Here is an 18,319-nt window from a genome sequence, read left to right on the forward strand (position 1 = left end):
TAGGCTATAAGAGAAAAATCTCTTGATTGCTTAAAAGATAATAGATAACGGTAAAAACGCGGAAGGTTTTACTCTGATTATCAACGCAGCGAGAAAATCGGGATGCACTTATCCATTACTGCGATAGGGATGTAGTTTGAGATATGTTTTCACATAATCCACGGCTTCGCCCAGAGAGAGGCCCCAGTCCTCTATTGCCTTGGCGGCGATGCCTGCGCCTTGCTCGAGTAGTTGTTCAGCGATGTCAGCAGATTTGAGCTTTTGTACAATTTCTTCATGAGTTGGCATCAGTATCGATTTTTATCTCAGTTTACAAAAATTTCACGAAAATCCTACCTTTTGTTTGAACCAGCCAAACGCGGTGTGTTTCAGGGCATGGTGTAAAATAAAAATTCTTACTACAGGGTCGGGGAAGCGTGCTTAAGACAGGTCTACCTATACAAACCCAGCAAATGAGAAAAACCAGTAATGCCTCAAAAAAATACCCTACAAAAACAGCCACTTATCCGATGCCACTTGGTCTAACAGACCGCCCATTTCACAAATTGCAAAGCCTATGATGGCACTGGAATTAACGTTCTTGACGTTTCCTATCTAATTGCATTAAAATATGCCGACAAAGCTTCAAAAACTCTTTTTCCTGATCGCTAGGGCTCATGTCACAAAGAGGTTGCTGCGGATCGTTCACTGCTTGGTAGTTCCTTAACAAAGATTCGGAAAAGAGGCATGGGCTAATGATTACCGGCATCAATAGTGTGCCTTGCCGCTCGGCCTTCTCCAAAAGCGGGGCGAGTTCTTTATAACGAATGAACTTAGAACCCAGGAACTTAGTGGAAACAAGGAAAATGGCGATATCTGCTTCGCCGATAGCTTTTTCTATTTCATGTTCAAACACATCGCCGGTCAACAGGTTAGTAGTATCGTTCCATTCCTCGATTTCATCCTGAGAAACATGCGCCAATGCTTTAAGATGGTCCTTTAATACCACTAACCATTCCTTATCTGCATGTGCATAGCTGATGAAAATACGGGTTTTTGTTTTCCTGCCTTCGTGTATGGCCGTGCTGTTATGATTATTGCCTTTACCCTTTAATAGATGCTCGAAGTACTTCTGGCCGCCCCGAGAAAGTGAATACTTCTGGTTTTCTTCAATAATGTAGCGGTTCAATTCAATTTGTAATTTCTGGAGTAAGTTCATCTCCGGGTAGCCATTGGTGGTACGGGGCGCCTCATCAACTAGAACTTGCGGCATTTCATCCATTGGAATTGGGCAGTCTTGTTCTGATAAGAATCGTAAAAGTGCAAAATCATAATCTGTATATACAAACTCACGAATGCGATCCTCCTGTCCTTCATTATCCTTTTCAAGCCACGTTTTGCCGACTTGGGTGATTTCCACCTTACCATCGCTACGCTCGATTAGGTCATACCCCTCCAGCTTATCTCCTTCGGAGCGAATTTCATCCATACTAATCCCGGTTCTCATGCTGATGATTCCAGGGACCGGTGGCCTTAATTCGCTTTGCTTGTAAAGAAACCGCAGTATCCTCCTGGAAGTACCGGATAGTTGAATATTAGTTTTGTCCATTATAAATCTATTTTTTGTAGTTGCTGACCTACCTGGTTCCCACTTGTCCAATTCGCTGAGTTTCCTATTTCTTGGTCCAGTAGGTGCCCGAATCGTTTTCAACCTGCCAATAAAAATTTGCGAATCCTCCTTTCCAACAACGGCGGCAAATTCCGTTAATAACGCCAGGTGAAGATCAGCAGGAAATGCCCCAACGCATTGAATAAAGCCGTCGCGCTTGCTGTAAATGCTGCCGTCGATAGGAAACTCTGCATCCACAATCGGCAGATCTATATGGTAATCCTTGGATTTGGCCAGAAAAAAGTCAGCAATCTCGCTCCAGGCTACCCCGCTCTGATCCCCTCCTAAAAGTTCGCCCGCATAGGCAACAAAACAGGGAGATACTTCTACCTTTGGATAGGATTCCAAGTAATGTAAGAACAAGTAGGCTTCATGAGCTACTACCTTCTCTGCGCATTCAATGTATTCCCACGGTTTCTCCCTCCAGTTAAGTTCTCCGCCCGAAACCAAGTCCTCAAAAGTCGTTCTGATGTTCTTATTGCGATGATTTTCCATTCTAGTATGGAGATCAGCCTTGTTTTTCTCAACTAACTGTTCAGGGTACAAAGCCCTGCTCATTCTTGTTTCAAAGTCCTTTACTAATTGTCCCAGTGAAATCTCATTGAACAAAGTGGTCTCGAACTCTAATTGGTGTCTATACACCGCTTGGTTGTAAGCCCCAAAATTTCGGCTATCGCTGGGTATAACAGTATGTCTGTCTCCCCTATTGGGATGATGATAAACTGTACTTGGATCAAGCCCCTCTCTGATCCAAAAGGCAAACTTATCATTGTAAGGAATATCGGAATCCAACACTGACCTAACGTTTCGCCAGCCAGCATCTATTTGTCTATCAACAAAAACTCCATCTTTATCCTGTAATCTTTTCTGATGACAATTGTTGCAACCACAAAATATTTTATGCACTAGTTCCTCGTTATTGTTGTAGGTACCAAAAATGCCACCCTGGGAAACAATAGGATAATATTTGATCAGTTCTGTAAATTGACTTTGAAAATCAGTTTTACTCAACACTAACTCCCCAATTTTTTCCTGAGTCAATCCCCGATACTTCCAATAAAACATGATGCTAACAGCCATAGAAAGTAATATATGCCCGAAAAATAGTTAATATTCAATTTAATCAATAATTACCATTCGAAAAAAAGCTTATCTCCTTTTTTAAACCACCTGGAACCAGCAAATCAGCGAATAAATGAACGTATGGGTTAGGCAAGCGGTGGATTTCATTGTATCCTAAGCACTGTAATTTCTTCAATTCGCCCGCACTTCATTAATCATTCCTCGCTCAAAAGCCGTCTCCGATGGGGCTGCATGTCTCGCTACTTTTCCCACCATCTACTGTCTGCGCGTCCGGCGCTGCAGCAATTTTTGAGCCTGGCACTTGCTACACCACTGCACCAATCCACCCGCTGCGTATCCGGCGCCGCGCGTTTTTTTGACCCGGCACGGGTTTAATAAAGCTGCGCTGGGTGGTCCCCCACCGCAGCTTCTACCCCGCCATCAGGCATGCTGGCCGCTTCTTGTTTTGCGGCGTGGCCGGGGAGCTTCCGGGGCGACAGCATCGGGATCGCCGAACGGTACCGGCACTTCAAACCCGGTTTTTTGGTTGATGACCGATCCGCGGTAAGCGATTTGGAGGTTTACCACCAACTCGCGCAGCATCCTGACGGCAGATAGCGCCACCGCACGATTTATAAAGAGGTCTTGTTTTTGGAGTGCTTCCCATGTTGAGCAACTGGGCGTATCGGGAACGTCTACCATCAGGTGGCCGAACTCTTTGGTCACAAACGGCACAGCGCTTACGGTCCGCACCTGCTTCATTTTGGGCTGCTTGACCTTTCCCACGGTACATAGCAGTGCCTGACCGGTGTGATTGGTATTGCCGCAGTCGATCCAGTACAGGGGCTTACGGGTGGGGTGGATATGACGCTTTTGGGATGCCCGCAACACGCGTGCGATCCCATGGCGCGGCCCTACCTCGTCGACGCAACTGATGGTAACCTGCGCATAGAGTTCGTGGCACTGCCCGCTGTCATGTTCAAAGAGTTTCTCGTCAAACCGCCTGTCTTCGGCCTCCCACCCAAACCCGAAATAGCGGTTGATGCGGGTGACTACGGCCTCCGCTTTGTTCATACCGATCTCGGCGGTGGAAAAGCGCTGCTTTCCGATGTTGGGTTGGGTGATCTGGTCGGCGTCGAAAACCCGTACATGAAATCCGGGGTGGCCCAGTTGGTTAAGCACGTAAGTGGTATCTGCCAGTAGTGTAACGAGGTGGCTGCCGGTGCCACCGGCACCGATGACGTTGACGGTGATGGGGTGTGGTGGCGCTTGCAGAACGGGAGCCAGGCAATGGATCAAGGGGTAATGCGTGATGGTATTCATAACAGTTGATTTAAGGTGAAACGTGTAAGTTGGAGCTTAGCGGGTGGAAAACTGGTGGCATCGGCGGCGATGCTTTGCCAGATAGTAGTGGGATCAGGTCCGGCTTTGCGGTTGCTGTGGGAAAAAAGCGACCCAAAGAAATGGCGTTCCCACGCGTCCATGGTTTTTTGCAGGTTGGCGCACGCTTCCAGATCGATCCCGGCGTTACCCATACAAACATTCCCCTCATCGCTGACATTTAGGAAGGGTGCATGGTAGAGCTGTGTATCAAGATCAGGAGGCTCCTGCCCGGTGAGGGCAAAAATTCGAAGACGATTGCCGCTGGCCGACCATAGCAGCGCCGGGACCGGGTAATTGCGGCTTTCTATGTTCAGTCCGTCGATGAAATGCAACGGGCGAATAGCTGCGGGCGTGTACCAGATCGCTGACCCCTCGCCGATATGCAAGACCGATAAAGGGATGAGGGTGGCCGGAAGGTAAGCGGTGGATTTACGGCCTTGCGCAACCAGCCGCGCTCCTAGTTCGGCCAGTTGGTCCAGCGGCATTGGGCGCGGCTTGCAAAGTCTGCCTGCGGCGTTAAACTGCATCTGTTCAACGTAGAAGTCTTCGGTGCCTTCGCGGATGATGATGGCCGTAGAGGGCTGGTAGATATTTCGGAGGGCGTAAATGAAGTTTTTCATGACTGTTACATTTTAAAAGTTTGGAGCGCACCCGCAAGGGCGGCGCAGCAACTATAGAGTCGCTCGGTAAATTCGCTACTACCGACAAGGGGCTTGCCCTTGGGCGGAAAGACGATATAGCCCATCGGCAGGTAATTGTGGTCTTCTTCCCATGCGGGGTGGTTGATCCAGCACTCGAAATCGTCTGGCACGCGATCACCGTTCCCGTAGCAGAAGCCGAGGCACTGGTCGATTGTGAGCGGTTCATCTTCGCCGGGTTCGGCCAGATCGGGGTAAACGCCATCGTGCATGCTGCTACCCGGATACTTTCGATAGAGACCTAACAGGCGCCTGCTGGCACGGACCAGATTCTTATTACTCGCCTTTACTGCCCCGTAGCCAGCGATGATTCTTTTCCACTGGGAGAGATCAGTCTGCTCCTTGATATAGCGCAAAGCGGTACAACAATATTCTTCCCCTTCGGCCAGTTCGTCCCATACGATTTGACAGTGGTCTTCTTCGCCCTCCTCATCCCCGTAATCCCCGGCAGACTGACCGATGTCCTCATAAATCTGGCTGACGACACTGTTGGCGAAGGGCGAAAGTAGCCCGGCAACTTCCATCAGGTAGGCAAAAGATGTGGCGATCACGGGGATGGCCGGATGTTGCGGCTTATCTTCGATCATGTATCCAAGGGTGGCCATCGGCAAAAAGACGGGTTCAAGGACGGCAGCCGAGACAATACCGAGACACCCCAACTGCGGAGGACTATCTGCTACAAATAGCCGGTAGGTTGAATTGTTCTCCCGCATTTGCTGGCAAAGGCGGTCGTAGTCCTCGACGAGGCCCAAGGGAAAGGGTATGCGAGAGGGTTGGTAGCGTGGGAGTTTGAGGAACCGGCAGATTCTGCGTGCAGCCCCTTGAAAGCGCTTTCGTATCAGGCGCGGATCGCCGGGGCCAAACCATACCGATGGTATGGTTTGGCTTAAAATGGCGGCAGTTGCATCGGCAGCGAAGCTGGCTTGTATTTGCGGCGAGCTATCTCGCTGGTTTCGGGCAGTCGCAAGGTGTCCTTCATGAAGTAGCCGAGTTTGTTGTGAACCTCCTTTAAACCCGCGTCTGGCTTTGCGGCCGGAGGACGAATTATTATTTTCACTTTCATGTTTCATGACTTTTAGCCTTTAGTTCCGACAATTGGTTTGATGTAGTAGACGCGGCCTCTGGGCTCCAGTTTCGGGCCATCAGGAGTAGCGCTGGCCAGTAGCGGGTACATAGGCGCATAGTGCATGCACACCATGGCCGGTGTTAGGTGTTCACCCGGATCGGCGAGAACTGTTTCTGTAGTACTGTTGCTCAAATAGGTGACAAACAGTCGCGGAAGCGTTTTTACTTCTATCATGATTATTAAGTTTTTGAAGTGGAAATAAAAGGTGGGGGTTAGTCTTCGATGAGCGGAGCGGAGGCGAAAGGATCACATTCCCCGGTATCGTCTTGCAGTGGCTCATCAGGGTCTTGCTCGTCGGGGTCTTCAGTTTCGTCTAACTCGCTACTATCTTGGCTGGTGCCATCCGTAGGATCAACGTGCGGGGCCACCTGCGGTGCATCCGCGCCCCCCTGCCATATGCCGCCTTCCTTTTGTTCCATTTTGACGATCAGTTCGGCCCTGCGGGTGGCTATTCGGCCAGCGTAATCCGGATGCTTTTTACCCATGCGGTCGATGTAGCCGATTGCCTGCCGGAACTCGGTGCGTTTTTCATAGTCCGCAACGCTTTTCATGAAAATATCGAAGTCGCGTTCCTTCTGCGACTTCATTCTGTCCTTCGCGCTGACATCGGACTGAACTTTATCCTTACGCTTCTTGTCTTCCTTAGCTCTGGCGGCTTCCAGTTCAGCGTTATACTGAATTACGTTGGTCAAAAAGGCGTTGGTATCCGCCATCGGCTGTGTGGCCTTTGGGAGAAAGTGCATGTCCAGTTCTACGCCACTACCTGTCAGGGTTAGTGGCGCAATAGGAGTGACCGAATGACTTTTGCCATCGGGGGCATGTAGCATAATGGATACGGCAATGGGTTGTGCAGGAACCAGCGTAACGGCGATTTGCAGCGTACCATGTAAGCCGAGGCTTTCAAGTGCGGAAAAGAAATTGATACTTTCCATAATAAAAAGTGTGTTTGTACTGCCGCTGATAGCGAACAGGTGGTGAAAAAAGTGGGAAGACCTTTGCCGGATGGGCCGGCCTTCCTAACCGTTAGCGACCAGCACAAACCGGCAGAGGCGGAAGACATTTTTGGGGATAAAAAATATTACCCGCTTCGGGTGGGATTTTTTTCACCAAACCGGTAGGCAAGCAGGCAGCCACTGCGGCCGGCGCAGAATTTCGTACGCTCGGCGCCGGTATGTAGCTTCGCGAAACCGGTTTAAAAGGACTTGTGCGTAGGGAAACTGATGACCGTGTCATCTATGAGGGAAATAAGAAGGCAGTATAGAAATAGATAATCTCTATAGTATGTATCAATTATATTTATACTTATAAAATCCTGTGTTCGGGGAAACTTTGGTAAATTTCCAGTATCGCATATAGGAACAAGTTGTAATCTCGCTTCGGACCGTCTCGAAAAAAGTGGATAGCAGACAAGCCGTGCGTCTGGCAGGGGTACTCTCAAGAGTCCTGTACCCCGTTCATGGTGATAACCGGCGCATACCGCGTCAGGACTAATGGCATACAGCAGACTTAATAGTAACCACGCTTATCAGATTATGAATCGTCTTATCCGTACCCTCATTGTGGAAGATATGCCCGTGCAGGCTGCCGATATTGCGGCATTTGTTGGCTCACGACCTGAGCTTGCCCTGTCGGGCGTAGCTTCATCGGTGGAGGAAGCCATTGACCTGATCGCCGTCCACGACCCGGACCTGGTCTTGCTCGATGTGGAGCTTCGCGGCGGAACGGGCTTTGATATACTTGACAGTCTTGGCCACTGGCGTTTTAAGGTCATCTTTCTGACAGCGCATGAGACTTTCGCCATCCGGGCCATCCGGGCGGGCGCGCTCGATTACCTTGTTAAGCCGTTCGATCGGGACCAGTTTGCCACGGCATTGGGCAGGCTTGCCGATTACCTGCCGGCAACAGTAGGGCAGACTGCAATAGCCACAGAGGTCTATCGGCAGCGGCCACTGCAGCGCCTGGCCCTGCGAGAGGGTAAAATATTGCATCTGCTATCGCCTGCGGAGATCTATTACCTGGAAGCAACGGGAGAACACACGGTCTTCCACCTTGCCGACCGCCAAATTCAGGTTACCCAGCGCCTAAAGGAATATGAAGATCTACTGCCAAGTAGTAATTTTATGCGCTCCCATCAGTCCTACCTCGTCAATCTTCATCATGTATCCAGTCTCGATTATAGTGGCCACCTTCGGCTCAGAGACGGGGTGCGGGTTCCAGTATCTGAAAGACGCATACAGGATGTGGCTGATCGGCTTAAAATGTTGTGAACTCATTTCCATTTTCAAACCTTCATCACACCGTACCCTCATGAACCGCCTGCTTTTTATCTTTTTCTCTATCGCTACCGGCTGTCAGCAGCCAGCAGTAGAGACATTGAGCGACGCTGGTGCTGACAGCATCGTTAACATGATGCGCAGAGACATAGGGTTTTCCATCAGAACGGGCGAGCAGCGCCACAACTTCGCCTACCTCGATAGCATCCGGCCGCTGGTAGACAGTCTCCGTCACTATGGTGTCACCAGCACATGGCATCGTATCCGTGGTATGGCTGAGATGATGATATACGATTATAGCAACGCTGCCCGTTCATTTGAGACAGCTACGATCCTTGCCCGCCAACAAGACACAACTAATAAATTTTACGGCGCTGCCCTATCGCAGTTCGGTCATTTCGAGGGTTTACGCGGAAACTACGACACGGCACTTGTATTGCTTCAACAGGCACTGCCTATCGGGTTACGCACGGACGATTCAAATACGGTCGCACTGTCGTGCCTGGGGTTATCGAAGTGCCTCGAACTGATGCACGATACCGCCGGGGAACACAGGTACCTTTTCCTGGGGTTGAGGTATGCAAACGCACAAGTCTACAAGGAATATTTCGTCCACAACATACTGGTATATTACCGCAAAGGAGCGATGAATGATTCGGCAAAAATATTTACCCAGCGGATACTGCAGGATTCGCTGCGTTTTAATGTGTATACGCCCGCCGAGCGGGCGGAAGTGCTGGGAGCCATGATGGCCGACCAAGAGTTGTATGAAAAGGCACGACATTATATGGCTGATGCCCTGACGTTTCGCCGTGCTGTTGGTGAGCTTACTGCTGGTATATATTTCAATCTTGGCAACGTCAACATGCAGTTAAAAAACTACCGGGTTGCCAGCGCTTACCTTGATACAGCCCTATTGCTGGCGCGCGTCGAGGGTGACCCCGCTGTCCTCGCCCGTATTTTCTCCGCACGCGCTCAACTGCAGCACAGCCACCAGCATTGGGTACAGGTTGTGCAATCGATGGATTCGTTCTACTTCTACCACCAACGGGAAGACAGCGCAAGCCGCCAGGCCGACGCCATGGAGATTGATACGAGGTTTCGCGTACGCGAGACCAAACTTGAGCTTGCGGAAGCCAATGTACAGCGCATGTATATGGCGGCGGAAGTACGGCGACGCAATAACCTAATCATTTTGGGCCTGCTGCTGGTCGTCGGTGGCGCCTACATCGCCTGGCGCCGATATCGTAGGAGCCGGCGGAAGTCTGAAGCAAGGGAAAAGATGCTTATCGACCAAATGTTGCGTAGTCGCATGGAGCCGCACTTTATCTTCAATTCCCTTGGCGTGCTCCACGGATTTATACAGGCCGGCGAAACGGAAAAGGCAAAAGCCTATATCGGCAGCTTTTCGAGATTGGCCAAGATCAGCCTTGATAATTCACGGCAGGGTTGGGTACCGCTGGCAGATGAAATCGAAGCGCTGGAAGCCTACCTTTCCATCCAATCAAAAAACTATGCCCGGATGAGCTATGACATATCCGTTTTTGAAGGCTATCGCCAGGATGAGCTGGAGGTACCGACAATGCTGATTCAGCCTTTCGTAGAAAATGCGGTGATCCACGGGGTGGCTGCGATGTCCGAGCCGTGCCATATTAGGGTCTCCATCCGACGCGGCGACGGGGTGCTGCATTGCGTGATCGAAGACAACGGCCCAGGCTTGCGTCACCGAATGCAAGCGCCGGGAAAGACCTCAGAATCGACGCAGATCACCGAAGCACGGCTCGATATCCTCAAATGGGAGACTGGGCGAGATACGAGCCTGTCTATCCGTGACAAGAAACAAGTTCAAGGCCGGGGTGTGCTGGTAGCCCTTGACCTACCCTACCGGTAAGCGGAGAATCTTCATTTGCAGTGGGCATCGTCATATTCAAACCGGGCGACTAATGCGGTGCGCAACGCATCGAGAAATGGCGTACGCTGCCTTTTGCGGATGCGGATGCCCTCGTATGCTTTATAGATATTAATGAACCGAATGCCAAAGATCCGTTCGAAAAATTCCGCGAGTTTGTTTATCTCCAGTTTCCTGCCGCCGAGCATACCGAGCTCGTTAACGGCATATGCCAGTTCGGTGAGCGCTGCGATGGTGCCCGTCCATTGCAGACCTCCGTGTTCGCGGCCTGGCGCCTGTGACCATTTGTGCATGTCAGCGCCGTACATCAGTTTATCGAGGTACTGCTCCAGGAGGCGATAGCCCGTGTCCGCTGCCATTTCATGGGACTTGGGTGCATAATATCGTTTATCTGCAATGGTTACTTGACCTGAAAAATGAAACACTGTAGTACTACGGGTAAAATAATACAAGTCAAGGAAATCGAAGTTCAGCTCGCAGTAAAGTAAAAACTCTTTGTTGTCGTTGCGGAAGTTGGTTATTTTATCCACTTCTTCGCGGTAAGTCTTTTGTTTATCTGCCAGGCCGGTGACCGGCGTTGCGGCCAGCAGGCGCAGCAATTGCAGATAGTAGAAGAGACGCCCATCAATTTGTGGACGAAGTTTGCGAAAGAAATGGATCTGTTCGTCGGTGTCGGTAAATTCTTGCGTTTCGACGGCCGCGTTGATCTGTTGCACGGCCTCGGCGCAAATTTGGACACAGTTGCCTACCGTAGCAGCATCTGCCGCATGGCCGTGGTCAGCTTGCTCCAGATCTGTTAGTAGCCTGGCGATGATTTCCTGGGTACATTTGATAATAGTCATGGATACCGATTTTAGGATTAGCGGCGCTTATAGCCACAAGCGTTATGAAATCAGTACCCGCGCGCAGGATTTTCAATATAGCAAATGCTCATTCAAACATAACATAGCACACTCATCGAACCAAAAAGGCTACGTGAGTGGGATATGTCAGCGCTGGATGGCGGGCAAAAACGGATTCGCGGATTTTCGATACAGATTGACCGAATAGTCGCCGCTACAAAAAACTGCAGTGGGCTAGAACAACACCCTGAAAACTTTCATTACCTATTGCCAAAAAATAAGCCCGGCATTGCGCCGGGCTGTAATCGAGAACCTGCCTTGCAGATCCCACGGGACGGGCGGTATTACTCAGGCAGTTGCGCTCCCGCAGAGCTGCCCTCCTCTTGCCGCCAGTATGATCAGCGATATATCGGAGCCGGAATCTGCTTCCAAAACGGCTACCGTGACATTCTTCTTTGCTGTGATGGGTCACTTTCGTTGGTTTTACGCACTTGTTCGGCGATGGCTTCGCTACCGCCGGCAATAAGTTCAAAGAGTTTATCGGGACCATCCACCATGGTATATTTCCCACGGTATATAGCCGTCAGATCTTCAACAATCGGCGCCGGAATATAGGCGGGTGCCATCACCAGCAGATCGCTCATACCTCCCTGTTTGGTGAGGTGCAGTATCGGTTGCAGCCCATTGGAATTAATCACTGTTACTGAGATGGGCTGGGGTGGCGTACGAATGGGGCCAAAATCCGCTGTAATGCCCTGTGGTATATTCGCCAATAGACTTGATAGGCGAGTAAGATCGTTCAGGCGAAAGTACACCTGAAATGATTCCGGGTTTTGGTCCCTGGCAGTTCCTGAAGGGATATAGGTAACACAGGCGCGGTATGGTATGTATGGTATTTCCGCGTTATCCGGTTGACGTCGCAGAGAAAGCACGGACAGTGCATGAACCGCGGTATGGTTATAGAGAAGCTCATGGTTTGACCGGCGGGCAATTTCGGAGATAAATACTTTCCCGCCGTCCTCGCTGATCTTTGGAGGAAACTTGTCAGTAAATGTTTTGGGCATCATGTGATGAAACTTCGCATTAAAAATCAAATAGGTGGTCTGTGATGGCATGGGCTGAAGTTCGTTATTTTGATCTGGTATGGTTAGCTGCCCTCCTCTTGCAATTTCAGCCATTAGTTTGACTTCTGTTCTACGATCAACTAACTGAACGCGCTCACAAGCGAATGCCTGGGCATAGCGCCGAAAACTGGTATCCTGCAACAGCCTGGGATCGAAATTGAGGAAAGTATCCATTGCGTGGGTTTGAGATTGCAGGTGCAATGTTGAAGAAAAACGTACCCTCGGTTGCACTGCCATTTGAGGATCATGCGGGTCCACAAGGTCGCCATTAACCGACACAGCATAGTCCATGGACTGTCCTGACCACGGGTGGTATTCCGGATCGCGGTGGCGAAGAAACCCGAAATGCTGCGGATGCGGGTCTTTAACAAATAGTCCAGGATTCCAGCTTCCAAAGCCATCGGATTGAAATAATGTTGTTTTATCGGGAATGGAAATCAAGCGGCTTTCCATGAGAGCGAAAGGGCCATAATGGCGGCTGTGCCCCTGTGCTCCCTTTTGAAAATTGAAACTGGCAAGGGCGTTCTGGCGCGAACTAAAGTAATCGAACAATTGTAGGAACTCACTATCTTTTTCGAGGGTTCCAGGCTGCACCACCCGATAACCTCGCCTTTCCACTAAGAATCCTTGTTGCTGATAGGGGAAGCTGTTGGGATCATAATACATCCGCGCAACGTTCATCATTTCAACCATCCTATCGGACATTTGATAGACGTTATCCGTACCCGGGCTGGCCAGCAGCCAATTTCTGGACTCCAGGTGAAAAGCGACAAAAAGAGATGCGGTCGGCGCATCGATCAACCACCCTTCCACCGGATTGGGCTCGGCAGGTGTCAATTCAAGCCGCAGATTACGGTGTTCATCCATATAAACACTGGCAAGGCGCCAGCCCCTTTGGTCATATATAGATGTTTTTCGGAAGTCATCCGCGCTATCGGTGGGTTTGATTCGCAATGAATCATACCTGACAGCCAGCAAAAAATCAAGCATCGCCTGATTTATATCGGGATAACCAGCATGAAAGTAACCTCCTTCATGCAGATCGGCAGGTGTTGCGTTGTGGTGATAAGTAAAAAATCGGTACATGTGTACATAGTTAGTGATGCAGAATGTTATTGTTCTTCCGTCCAATAGCCGCGCAGATCATCGAAGCTGGTTTTTCTGGTTGCTTCCGCGGATCTGCGGGATTGCATCTTAGCCTGTTGCTGGGTTTCAGCGGCAGCCCAACACCAGTTGTTTGTATTGATTTCCGTGTCTGCTGATTCTTTTCTCCTAACCGAATCGCTGTTTTCGATTGATACTGTCAGATTGATCCCGTACTAATCGTTCCTGCATCCGGGTCAGATGGTAGTTGGTAGCAGGTAGTTGTGTTTTCGCAGGCTGGACGGGTTGGCGTAGATCAATGGCCTGCACTCCTATGGAATTGAGGTAATCGGCCAGGGGATGTGGTAAAAGGTCCTTGGCATGGCTGATGTTGGCGACAGAAAGGTCCGGATTGTATCCGGCTACTATCAGCGGCAGTCGTCTTCCGGTCTCCATCACCACCGCCTGCTGCAATGTCGGGCCGTCTGTTTTACCGGCATATGGCTGAGGAATAAACGGCTGAGAAATGCCCGCTTTGGCGGGGTCCAGCATAAAAGCTGCTGCTTCCCGTATTGTAGGCATGGGAAAGCATTGAAAAAACGGTGCAATCTCCGGGGCCCGCTCATATCCGTAATATTGGAATACTTCATAAGGGGTAGCTTTCGCAAGTTCATGTTGTTGCCCGCTACCTAAATAATAATCCAACAATTCTATCCGTCGCAGAAGGTATTCAGTATTGATTTCAAAATTACCGTTGTTGTATGTTCCAACCAATTGACAGTCAACTTGAGAAAAATAGCCTGCTGCTTCCTTGTGCTGCATGCCGCTATATAGTTGCGGACTGACAATAAGGTAAATGGCATCACCAGGCTGGTCGCCGGGGTACTGCGAACTTGCGGCCTTCAATTCGAGATGGCGGGCGAATCCGATTTCTGCCAGCAATTCGCCCCGGTTGCTTTCAATCCAGCACCTGTGTTTTGGTCGGTAACTGGCAAACCTACGGACGGCATCCGGTTGGTACATTACGTTGGATAATGAAAGCAGACACTGCAAAGCGTGATCATGACTATCGTAATATAGAACCCGATGATACTCACCGATAGGATATGGATACTTTTTGGTAGCCCTCGTCGCTAAAGGGGCGATCTGAAAATGTACTGCGCAGCCGTCAATTGAGGGTAGCTTGGCGAAATGCAAACTGGTATTGCGAGCCGGTCCACCCATGTATGTCAGACAGCGACGCATGTCTCTTGGCGGCTCCCAAAAGCCCTCCAAGCAGTTATCCTGGTGAATAGAGATAGACGTAATGTCTTTATAGCTTTCAGGTCCGGCACTATCAAGCCGATCGAGATAGTGTACACAGGCCAGCCGGGCTTGCTGGACATCGGCAAACATTCCCACTGCATTTACCATCATTGTCTTTTCTGTATCCCCTTCAAGCACCTTCTTTTTGTATTCAGTAGTAACGGTTGCCGGCAGTTGCGGAATTAATGGAATGGCAACGGCTTCAATAAATCTATCTGCAGTCAACCGTAGAGCGGGGTCGATCTCGACTTTCCCGTTTACAACCGAACCCACATGCCATTTCTTGGCTCTTTTCGCCTGAGCCGGATCTTTGGGCCGGCGCCCTTGCAGTATTTCGTTAAAGAAGATCAAAAGTGCAGTTTCAGCAGTAGGATAAGCGGTCAGGAAGAACCGGTTGTCTTTTTCCGGGGCCAACTTGCAGATAATGTTGCCGTCATCATCCTGTATACTACGGGATATCCCGAGCAGGGTGTTTCCATTGTCCCCATAAGCTGTTGCCGAACGAATAAAGGCCCCCAAAAGAGCAAGTGTAGCTTGCTCCACTGTCGGATAGGCATATATCCATTGGCCGGAAGCCTTAACTGCAGGACTCCCGGCGTGGTCAACCCTATGATACTGAGCCATAGTTATCTGTTTATTTTACATTCAAAATGTTTGCATTTTTACGATCGTCAAATTTGCAGGAGCATCTGGCTACCTGCTGCTGTTTAGCCTTGTTTCACCCGGTTCTTGTTCTCAGGATCTTCTTTAATGGTACGGCCGGGCTGAATAGCGCGGTTAAGGTTTTGATGGCGCCCCTTTCCGGTTGCAGTCGATGTTTTATTCTGCGGGTTTATGACTTTGTTTACCTCCTCTGGATTGGGGGCGGAACTGTTGATGCCGGGATCGGGTGCAGGTGGCTGACCCTGTGCTGGCATCTGTCCTTGTACCGTCCTGTCATCTGCGGACTTATCTGAAATAGGTGATTGCAGCCCAGCGGCTGATGCTGGCGCTGAAAGTGCCGCATCATCGGCTGGCGGTTCGCCGGATTGCTTTGGGGCTGTAGTCGTCTGACCCGGCCTGTGGAGTACTTCGTCAGTGCCTACTTGCTGATTATCTCCTTCTGCCGTAAAACGGCTAAGAAATTTCTCGCGACGGGCGTCGTGCGCAATTTGAGCCTCCGCGGTACGGAAAGATTCATGATGAAGCGATATGTTCACGTCGTCATTGCTTAACAGATACATGGTTTTGCGAGAGGCGTGGGCCAGTACGACAACTGTAGGATGATCAGGGTTTTCAGTAACTGCGATATATCTTTTACCGCGCTCTATCAGGTCGACAGCTTTGTCCAGCTCACCGGCTGTCGCCAGGTCCGGAAAACGAAAATCCGAGAATTTACTACGCGCGTCATATCCCCAGTTACTGTCGTACTTAGCCAGCACATACCGCGGCGGTTGTTCGGTGACGCCTTCGCTGTTTTTGTATTTTGAGAAGTCTATTTCTCGCCAGTAAAAGGGCTCAACGGGCTTCGGCTCGCTAGCGACGGATGTCTGCGGCAAATTCCTGCGGTTACGCTGGCTATTTTCCGGCAAATTGGGATCTGGCTTTGTCGTTACCTTTACACTTCTACCCATGAGCAAGTAGGCAGCGTCTTCCAGGGTCACATGATCCCGTGAACCGAACCAGTTACGCCGATGAAGCTGTCTGTCGGCGGACATGAACTTTTTGTTTGTATTGGCATCGATGCCCAGAAGCATAGGCCGCAAAACGCCACCAATTTCATGGAATAGCCGGTGATCCAGTTGGCGAAGCGCCGTCATCTGGTCCGTAATGTCTTGGAGGTACTCGTGTGTTTGCTCATTACTAATACCTGTCCCCTTGGGGGGATTGAGGATTTTAGCAATCAGCACTTCTGTATCAACCCCTTCCGCTGCATAGTTTTTGAAGGTGGGAATCTGCGTGCCCTGGAATCCATTGTAAAACAGGGAGTGTTTTCCCACCTTCATGTCCGCATCGAAAACATTCAGTCTGTTCTCGGCAATCTTATAGTCGAAAACCTTAAAGTTTTCCTCGCCTAACAAAAGGCTGTCACGCACACTTTGGATAGCTTGGGAACTATATCCCAGTGTCTCCATATTGGTAAGGACATATTCGGTATTTTGAAGTTGTCGCATAACGAATGTTTTTGCTGTTAAGAATTTGAGGACCACAGGCAGCCTGATTACCGGCTGCGGCGCCGCAACTGCAGTGCTGGCTGGCTGATGTCCTGTTGTTTAGGAATGATGAAGTTGAACGACGGCTGATATCGGGCGGCGGCAAGCGCGTAGGATTGTCGCGTGATGTCAACACCTTCGCGGTTCGAAGAATTTCGTAGCGCGCCAATGAGGTCAGCTATCGAGACTGACTTTTCGTTTTTGTCCAATATGAGGATTCGGGCATTAATCGCATCAACAGTCATGGAGAAGCTACTGACGTCCTCCTTTTCCAAGCGCCAGCCAATTCTTTCTCCCCTCTCAAGAAAAATCTCGACCATGTCTATGGACGCATATTTCGGAATAAAAGGTTTGAGCGCATCCAATTCTTTCCTGAGTGTCAAGCGATGCTGCGGATAATCGATCAGTGCAAATGCACCACTGATGCTTCGTCTGGAGTAATCGACCTGATACCAGTGACCCTGGCCTGCCTTTTTGCAGATAAAGACGGCCCGTGAGCGCGGCGGTGTGAGCAAGTCGATTGCTTTGCGCATTGTCACGCCGTTATGGCTACTAAAAAAGCAGGATATGGAATTTCGCCCAGCATACTCATGGAGCTCAGCGGTATTAATGCCGGCTATGTTCCTCGACTGCAGAAATCCTGTTGCCATCCTGTAAAACTGATGGCGATCGTGTTCCTTTAATAGGCCGAGCATAGCAATAGCCTGTTGCTGAGCGGTAGCGTCAACCTCCGGGTCTCCACTCTGGAACCCTGGAATGAACGCTTTAATCATATCATGGTGGAGTTGCAAAGTATCAACCGGCGTGCTCCGTGTCAAATCATACTCCGGAAATTGGTAAAGATGATGGCCGAGGTAATTGCAAACACCGTTGTCGCTGGAAAAATGGAGCTCCTGGAAAAAAGCGCCGGCAGGCGTCACGATAACGTGTGGCAGGGTAAAGAATGCCTCTCCTTTACGCACGGCAATCTGCGCCTGGATTGCCATATGCGGTGGCATTTCAGCCCTATCGATCTGCATGACCAATTCAGAAAAGTTGCGGATAGCATGTTTCATACGATGCAGTTGAGGTTAGGACATACTCATTCCATTGCGGGGCGTATCCTGTTTGATTTGCCGGCTGGTCGATCGGGCGACAGAGCGGTTGAGCTGCACGGTAGCAGCGGGTTTCTTTCTTGGAACTACATTCTGGTTACCACCCGCTATCAACTTCTTTCCGACTTCGGTTTGAGAGGCTCGTATGCCGGGCAAGTCCATGATTTTTGTCATCTGTGGCCCTTTGAAGCGCACAACGTTGGCTTTCTGATAGTTTGGGTGACCATCATTAAATTCCTTGCCTCTTTGGAAAACGGCTTTTCCCGCCTTTTGTAATTGGCGGCCCGTCCAACGTACAAATGCCTTGGTGTTGCGCTTCAACCAATTGGGATCGAGCTTGCTGTTGATGGACTTACGGCCATCACGGATGGATTCCAAGATCATCTGGTCCTCCATAGAAGGTGACTTCCCATATTCGCGCAGTACCTGTCCATAAAACTTCCGGGTAGCTTTCAGGTGGGGGCGAGATCCCAGGTGCTTTCCGCCTATTTCGTTGTTGCGTTTTTGGTGTATCGCCCGGAACAATTCGAGTTTATCCTGCAGCGGCAATTGCTTGTTCTTCATATCTCGATTTTTAATA

At 50.0% G+C, this 18,319-nt stretch carries 16 protein-coding genes; 2 read left to right on the top strand and 14 right to left on the bottom strand.

What is annotated here, in order from left to right:
- Nucleotides 1–108: 108 nt before the first annotated feature.
- From EG028_RS01870 to EG028_RS01900, 8 genes are all read right to left on the bottom strand, one after another.
- Nucleotides 109–288, bottom strand: a complete 180-nt coding sequence (locus EG028_RS01870) for a hypothetical protein (RefSeq protein WP_120514340.1) — start codon at nt 286–288, stop codon at nt 109–111.
- A 283-nt stretch (nt 289–571) separates the two neighbouring features.
- Nucleotides 572–2,728, bottom strand: coding sequence for a toll/interleukin-1 receptor domain-containing protein (locus EG028_RS01875; protein WP_120514341.1), 2,157 nt, complete (start codon nt 2,726–2,728; stop codon nt 572–574).
- Nucleotides 2,729–3,151: 423 nt separating this feature from the next.
- Nucleotides 3,152–4,033, bottom strand: coding sequence for a PRTRC system ThiF family protein (locus tag EG028_RS01880; protein ID WP_120514342.1), 882 nt, complete (start codon nt 4,031–4,033; stop codon nt 3,152–3,154).
- A complete protein-coding gene (locus tag EG028_RS01885) occupies nt 4,030–4,713 on the bottom strand; it encodes a hypothetical protein (protein ID WP_120514343.1) in 684 nt (227 codons plus the stop codon). The genes EG028_RS01880 and EG028_RS01885 overlap by 4 nt, the downstream gene beginning before the upstream one ends.
- 5 nt (nt 4,714–4,718) lie before the next feature.
- On the bottom strand, nt 4,719–5,543 hold the full coding sequence (locus EG028_RS01890; RefSeq protein WP_123864507.1) for a hypothetical protein: 825 nt from the start codon (nt 5,541–5,543) through the stop codon (nt 4,719–4,721).
- Between the two features lie 134 nt (nt 5,544–5,677).
- Nucleotides 5,678–5,854 (bottom strand): hypothetical protein, encoded by a 177-nt coding sequence (locus tag EG028_RS27610; protein WP_162946206.1) that lies wholly within the window; start codon nt 5,852–5,854, stop codon nt 5,678–5,680.
- A gap of 12 nt (nt 5,855–5,866) precedes the next feature.
- Nucleotides 5,867–6,091 (bottom strand): PRTRC system protein C, encoded by a 225-nt coding sequence (locus tag EG028_RS01895; protein ID WP_120514345.1) that lies wholly within the window; start codon nt 6,089–6,091, stop codon nt 5,867–5,869.
- A 38-nt stretch (nt 6,092–6,129) separates the two neighbouring features.
- Nucleotides 6,130–6,849, bottom strand: coding sequence for a hypothetical protein (locus EG028_RS01900; protein ID WP_120514346.1), 720 nt, complete (start codon nt 6,847–6,849; stop codon nt 6,130–6,132).
- Between the two features lie 600 nt (nt 6,850–7,449).
- On the opposite strand from EG028_RS01900, the gene EG028_RS01905 reads away from it, so the two are divergent.
- Both EG028_RS01905 and EG028_RS01910 read left to right on the top strand, forming a co-directional pair.
- Nucleotides 7,450–8,184, top strand: a complete 735-nt coding sequence (locus EG028_RS01905; protein ID WP_162946207.1) for a LytR/AlgR family response regulator transcription factor — start codon at nt 7,450–7,452, stop codon at nt 8,182–8,184.
- Complete coding sequence (locus tag EG028_RS01910) at nt 8,156–10,081, top strand: sensor histidine kinase (protein ID WP_221198094.1); 1,926 nt, start codon at nt 8,156–8,158, stop codon at nt 10,079–10,081. The genes EG028_RS01905 and EG028_RS01910 overlap by 29 nt, the downstream gene beginning before the upstream one ends.
- 11 nt (nt 10,082–10,092) lie before the next feature.
- Here the strand turns inward: EG028_RS01910 and EG028_RS01915 are convergent, their stop codons facing one another.
- From EG028_RS01915 to EG028_RS01940, 6 genes are all read right to left on the bottom strand, one after another.
- Nucleotides 10,093–10,941: an RteC domain-containing protein gene (locus EG028_RS01915; RefSeq protein WP_120514349.1), complete on the bottom strand. Its 849-nt coding sequence runs from the start codon at nt 10,939–10,941 to the stop codon at nt 10,093–10,095.
- Between the two features lie 437 nt (nt 10,942–11,378).
- Complete coding sequence (locus tag EG028_RS01920) at nt 11,379–13,151, bottom strand: hypothetical protein (RefSeq protein ID WP_120514350.1); 1,773 nt, start codon at nt 13,149–13,151, stop codon at nt 11,379–11,381.
- A 186-nt stretch (nt 13,152–13,337) separates the two neighbouring features.
- Complete coding sequence (locus EG028_RS01925) at nt 13,338–15,077, bottom strand: hypothetical protein (RefSeq protein ID WP_120514351.1); 1,740 nt, start codon at nt 15,075–15,077, stop codon at nt 13,338–13,340.
- A gap of 83 nt (nt 15,078–15,160) precedes the next feature.
- A complete protein-coding gene (locus EG028_RS01930; RefSeq protein ID WP_120514352.1) occupies nt 15,161–16,606 on the bottom strand; it encodes a hypothetical protein in 1,446 nt (481 codons plus the stop codon).
- Between the two features lie 47 nt (nt 16,607–16,653).
- Nucleotides 16,654–17,700 (bottom strand): hypothetical protein, encoded by a 1,047-nt coding sequence (locus EG028_RS01935; protein ID WP_123864508.1) that lies wholly within the window; start codon nt 17,698–17,700, stop codon nt 16,654–16,656.
- Between the two features lie 15 nt (nt 17,701–17,715).
- Nucleotides 17,716–18,303, bottom strand: a complete 588-nt coding sequence (locus EG028_RS01940; protein ID WP_120514354.1) for a hypothetical protein — start codon at nt 18,301–18,303, stop codon at nt 17,716–17,718.
- Nucleotides 18,304–18,319 lie beyond the last annotated feature (16 nt).

The organism is Chitinophaga barathri, assembly GCF_003807585.1.
GTDB classification, from domain to species: domain Bacteria; phylum Bacteroidota; class Bacteroidia; order Chitinophagales; family Chitinophagaceae; genus Chitinophaga; species Chitinophaga barathri.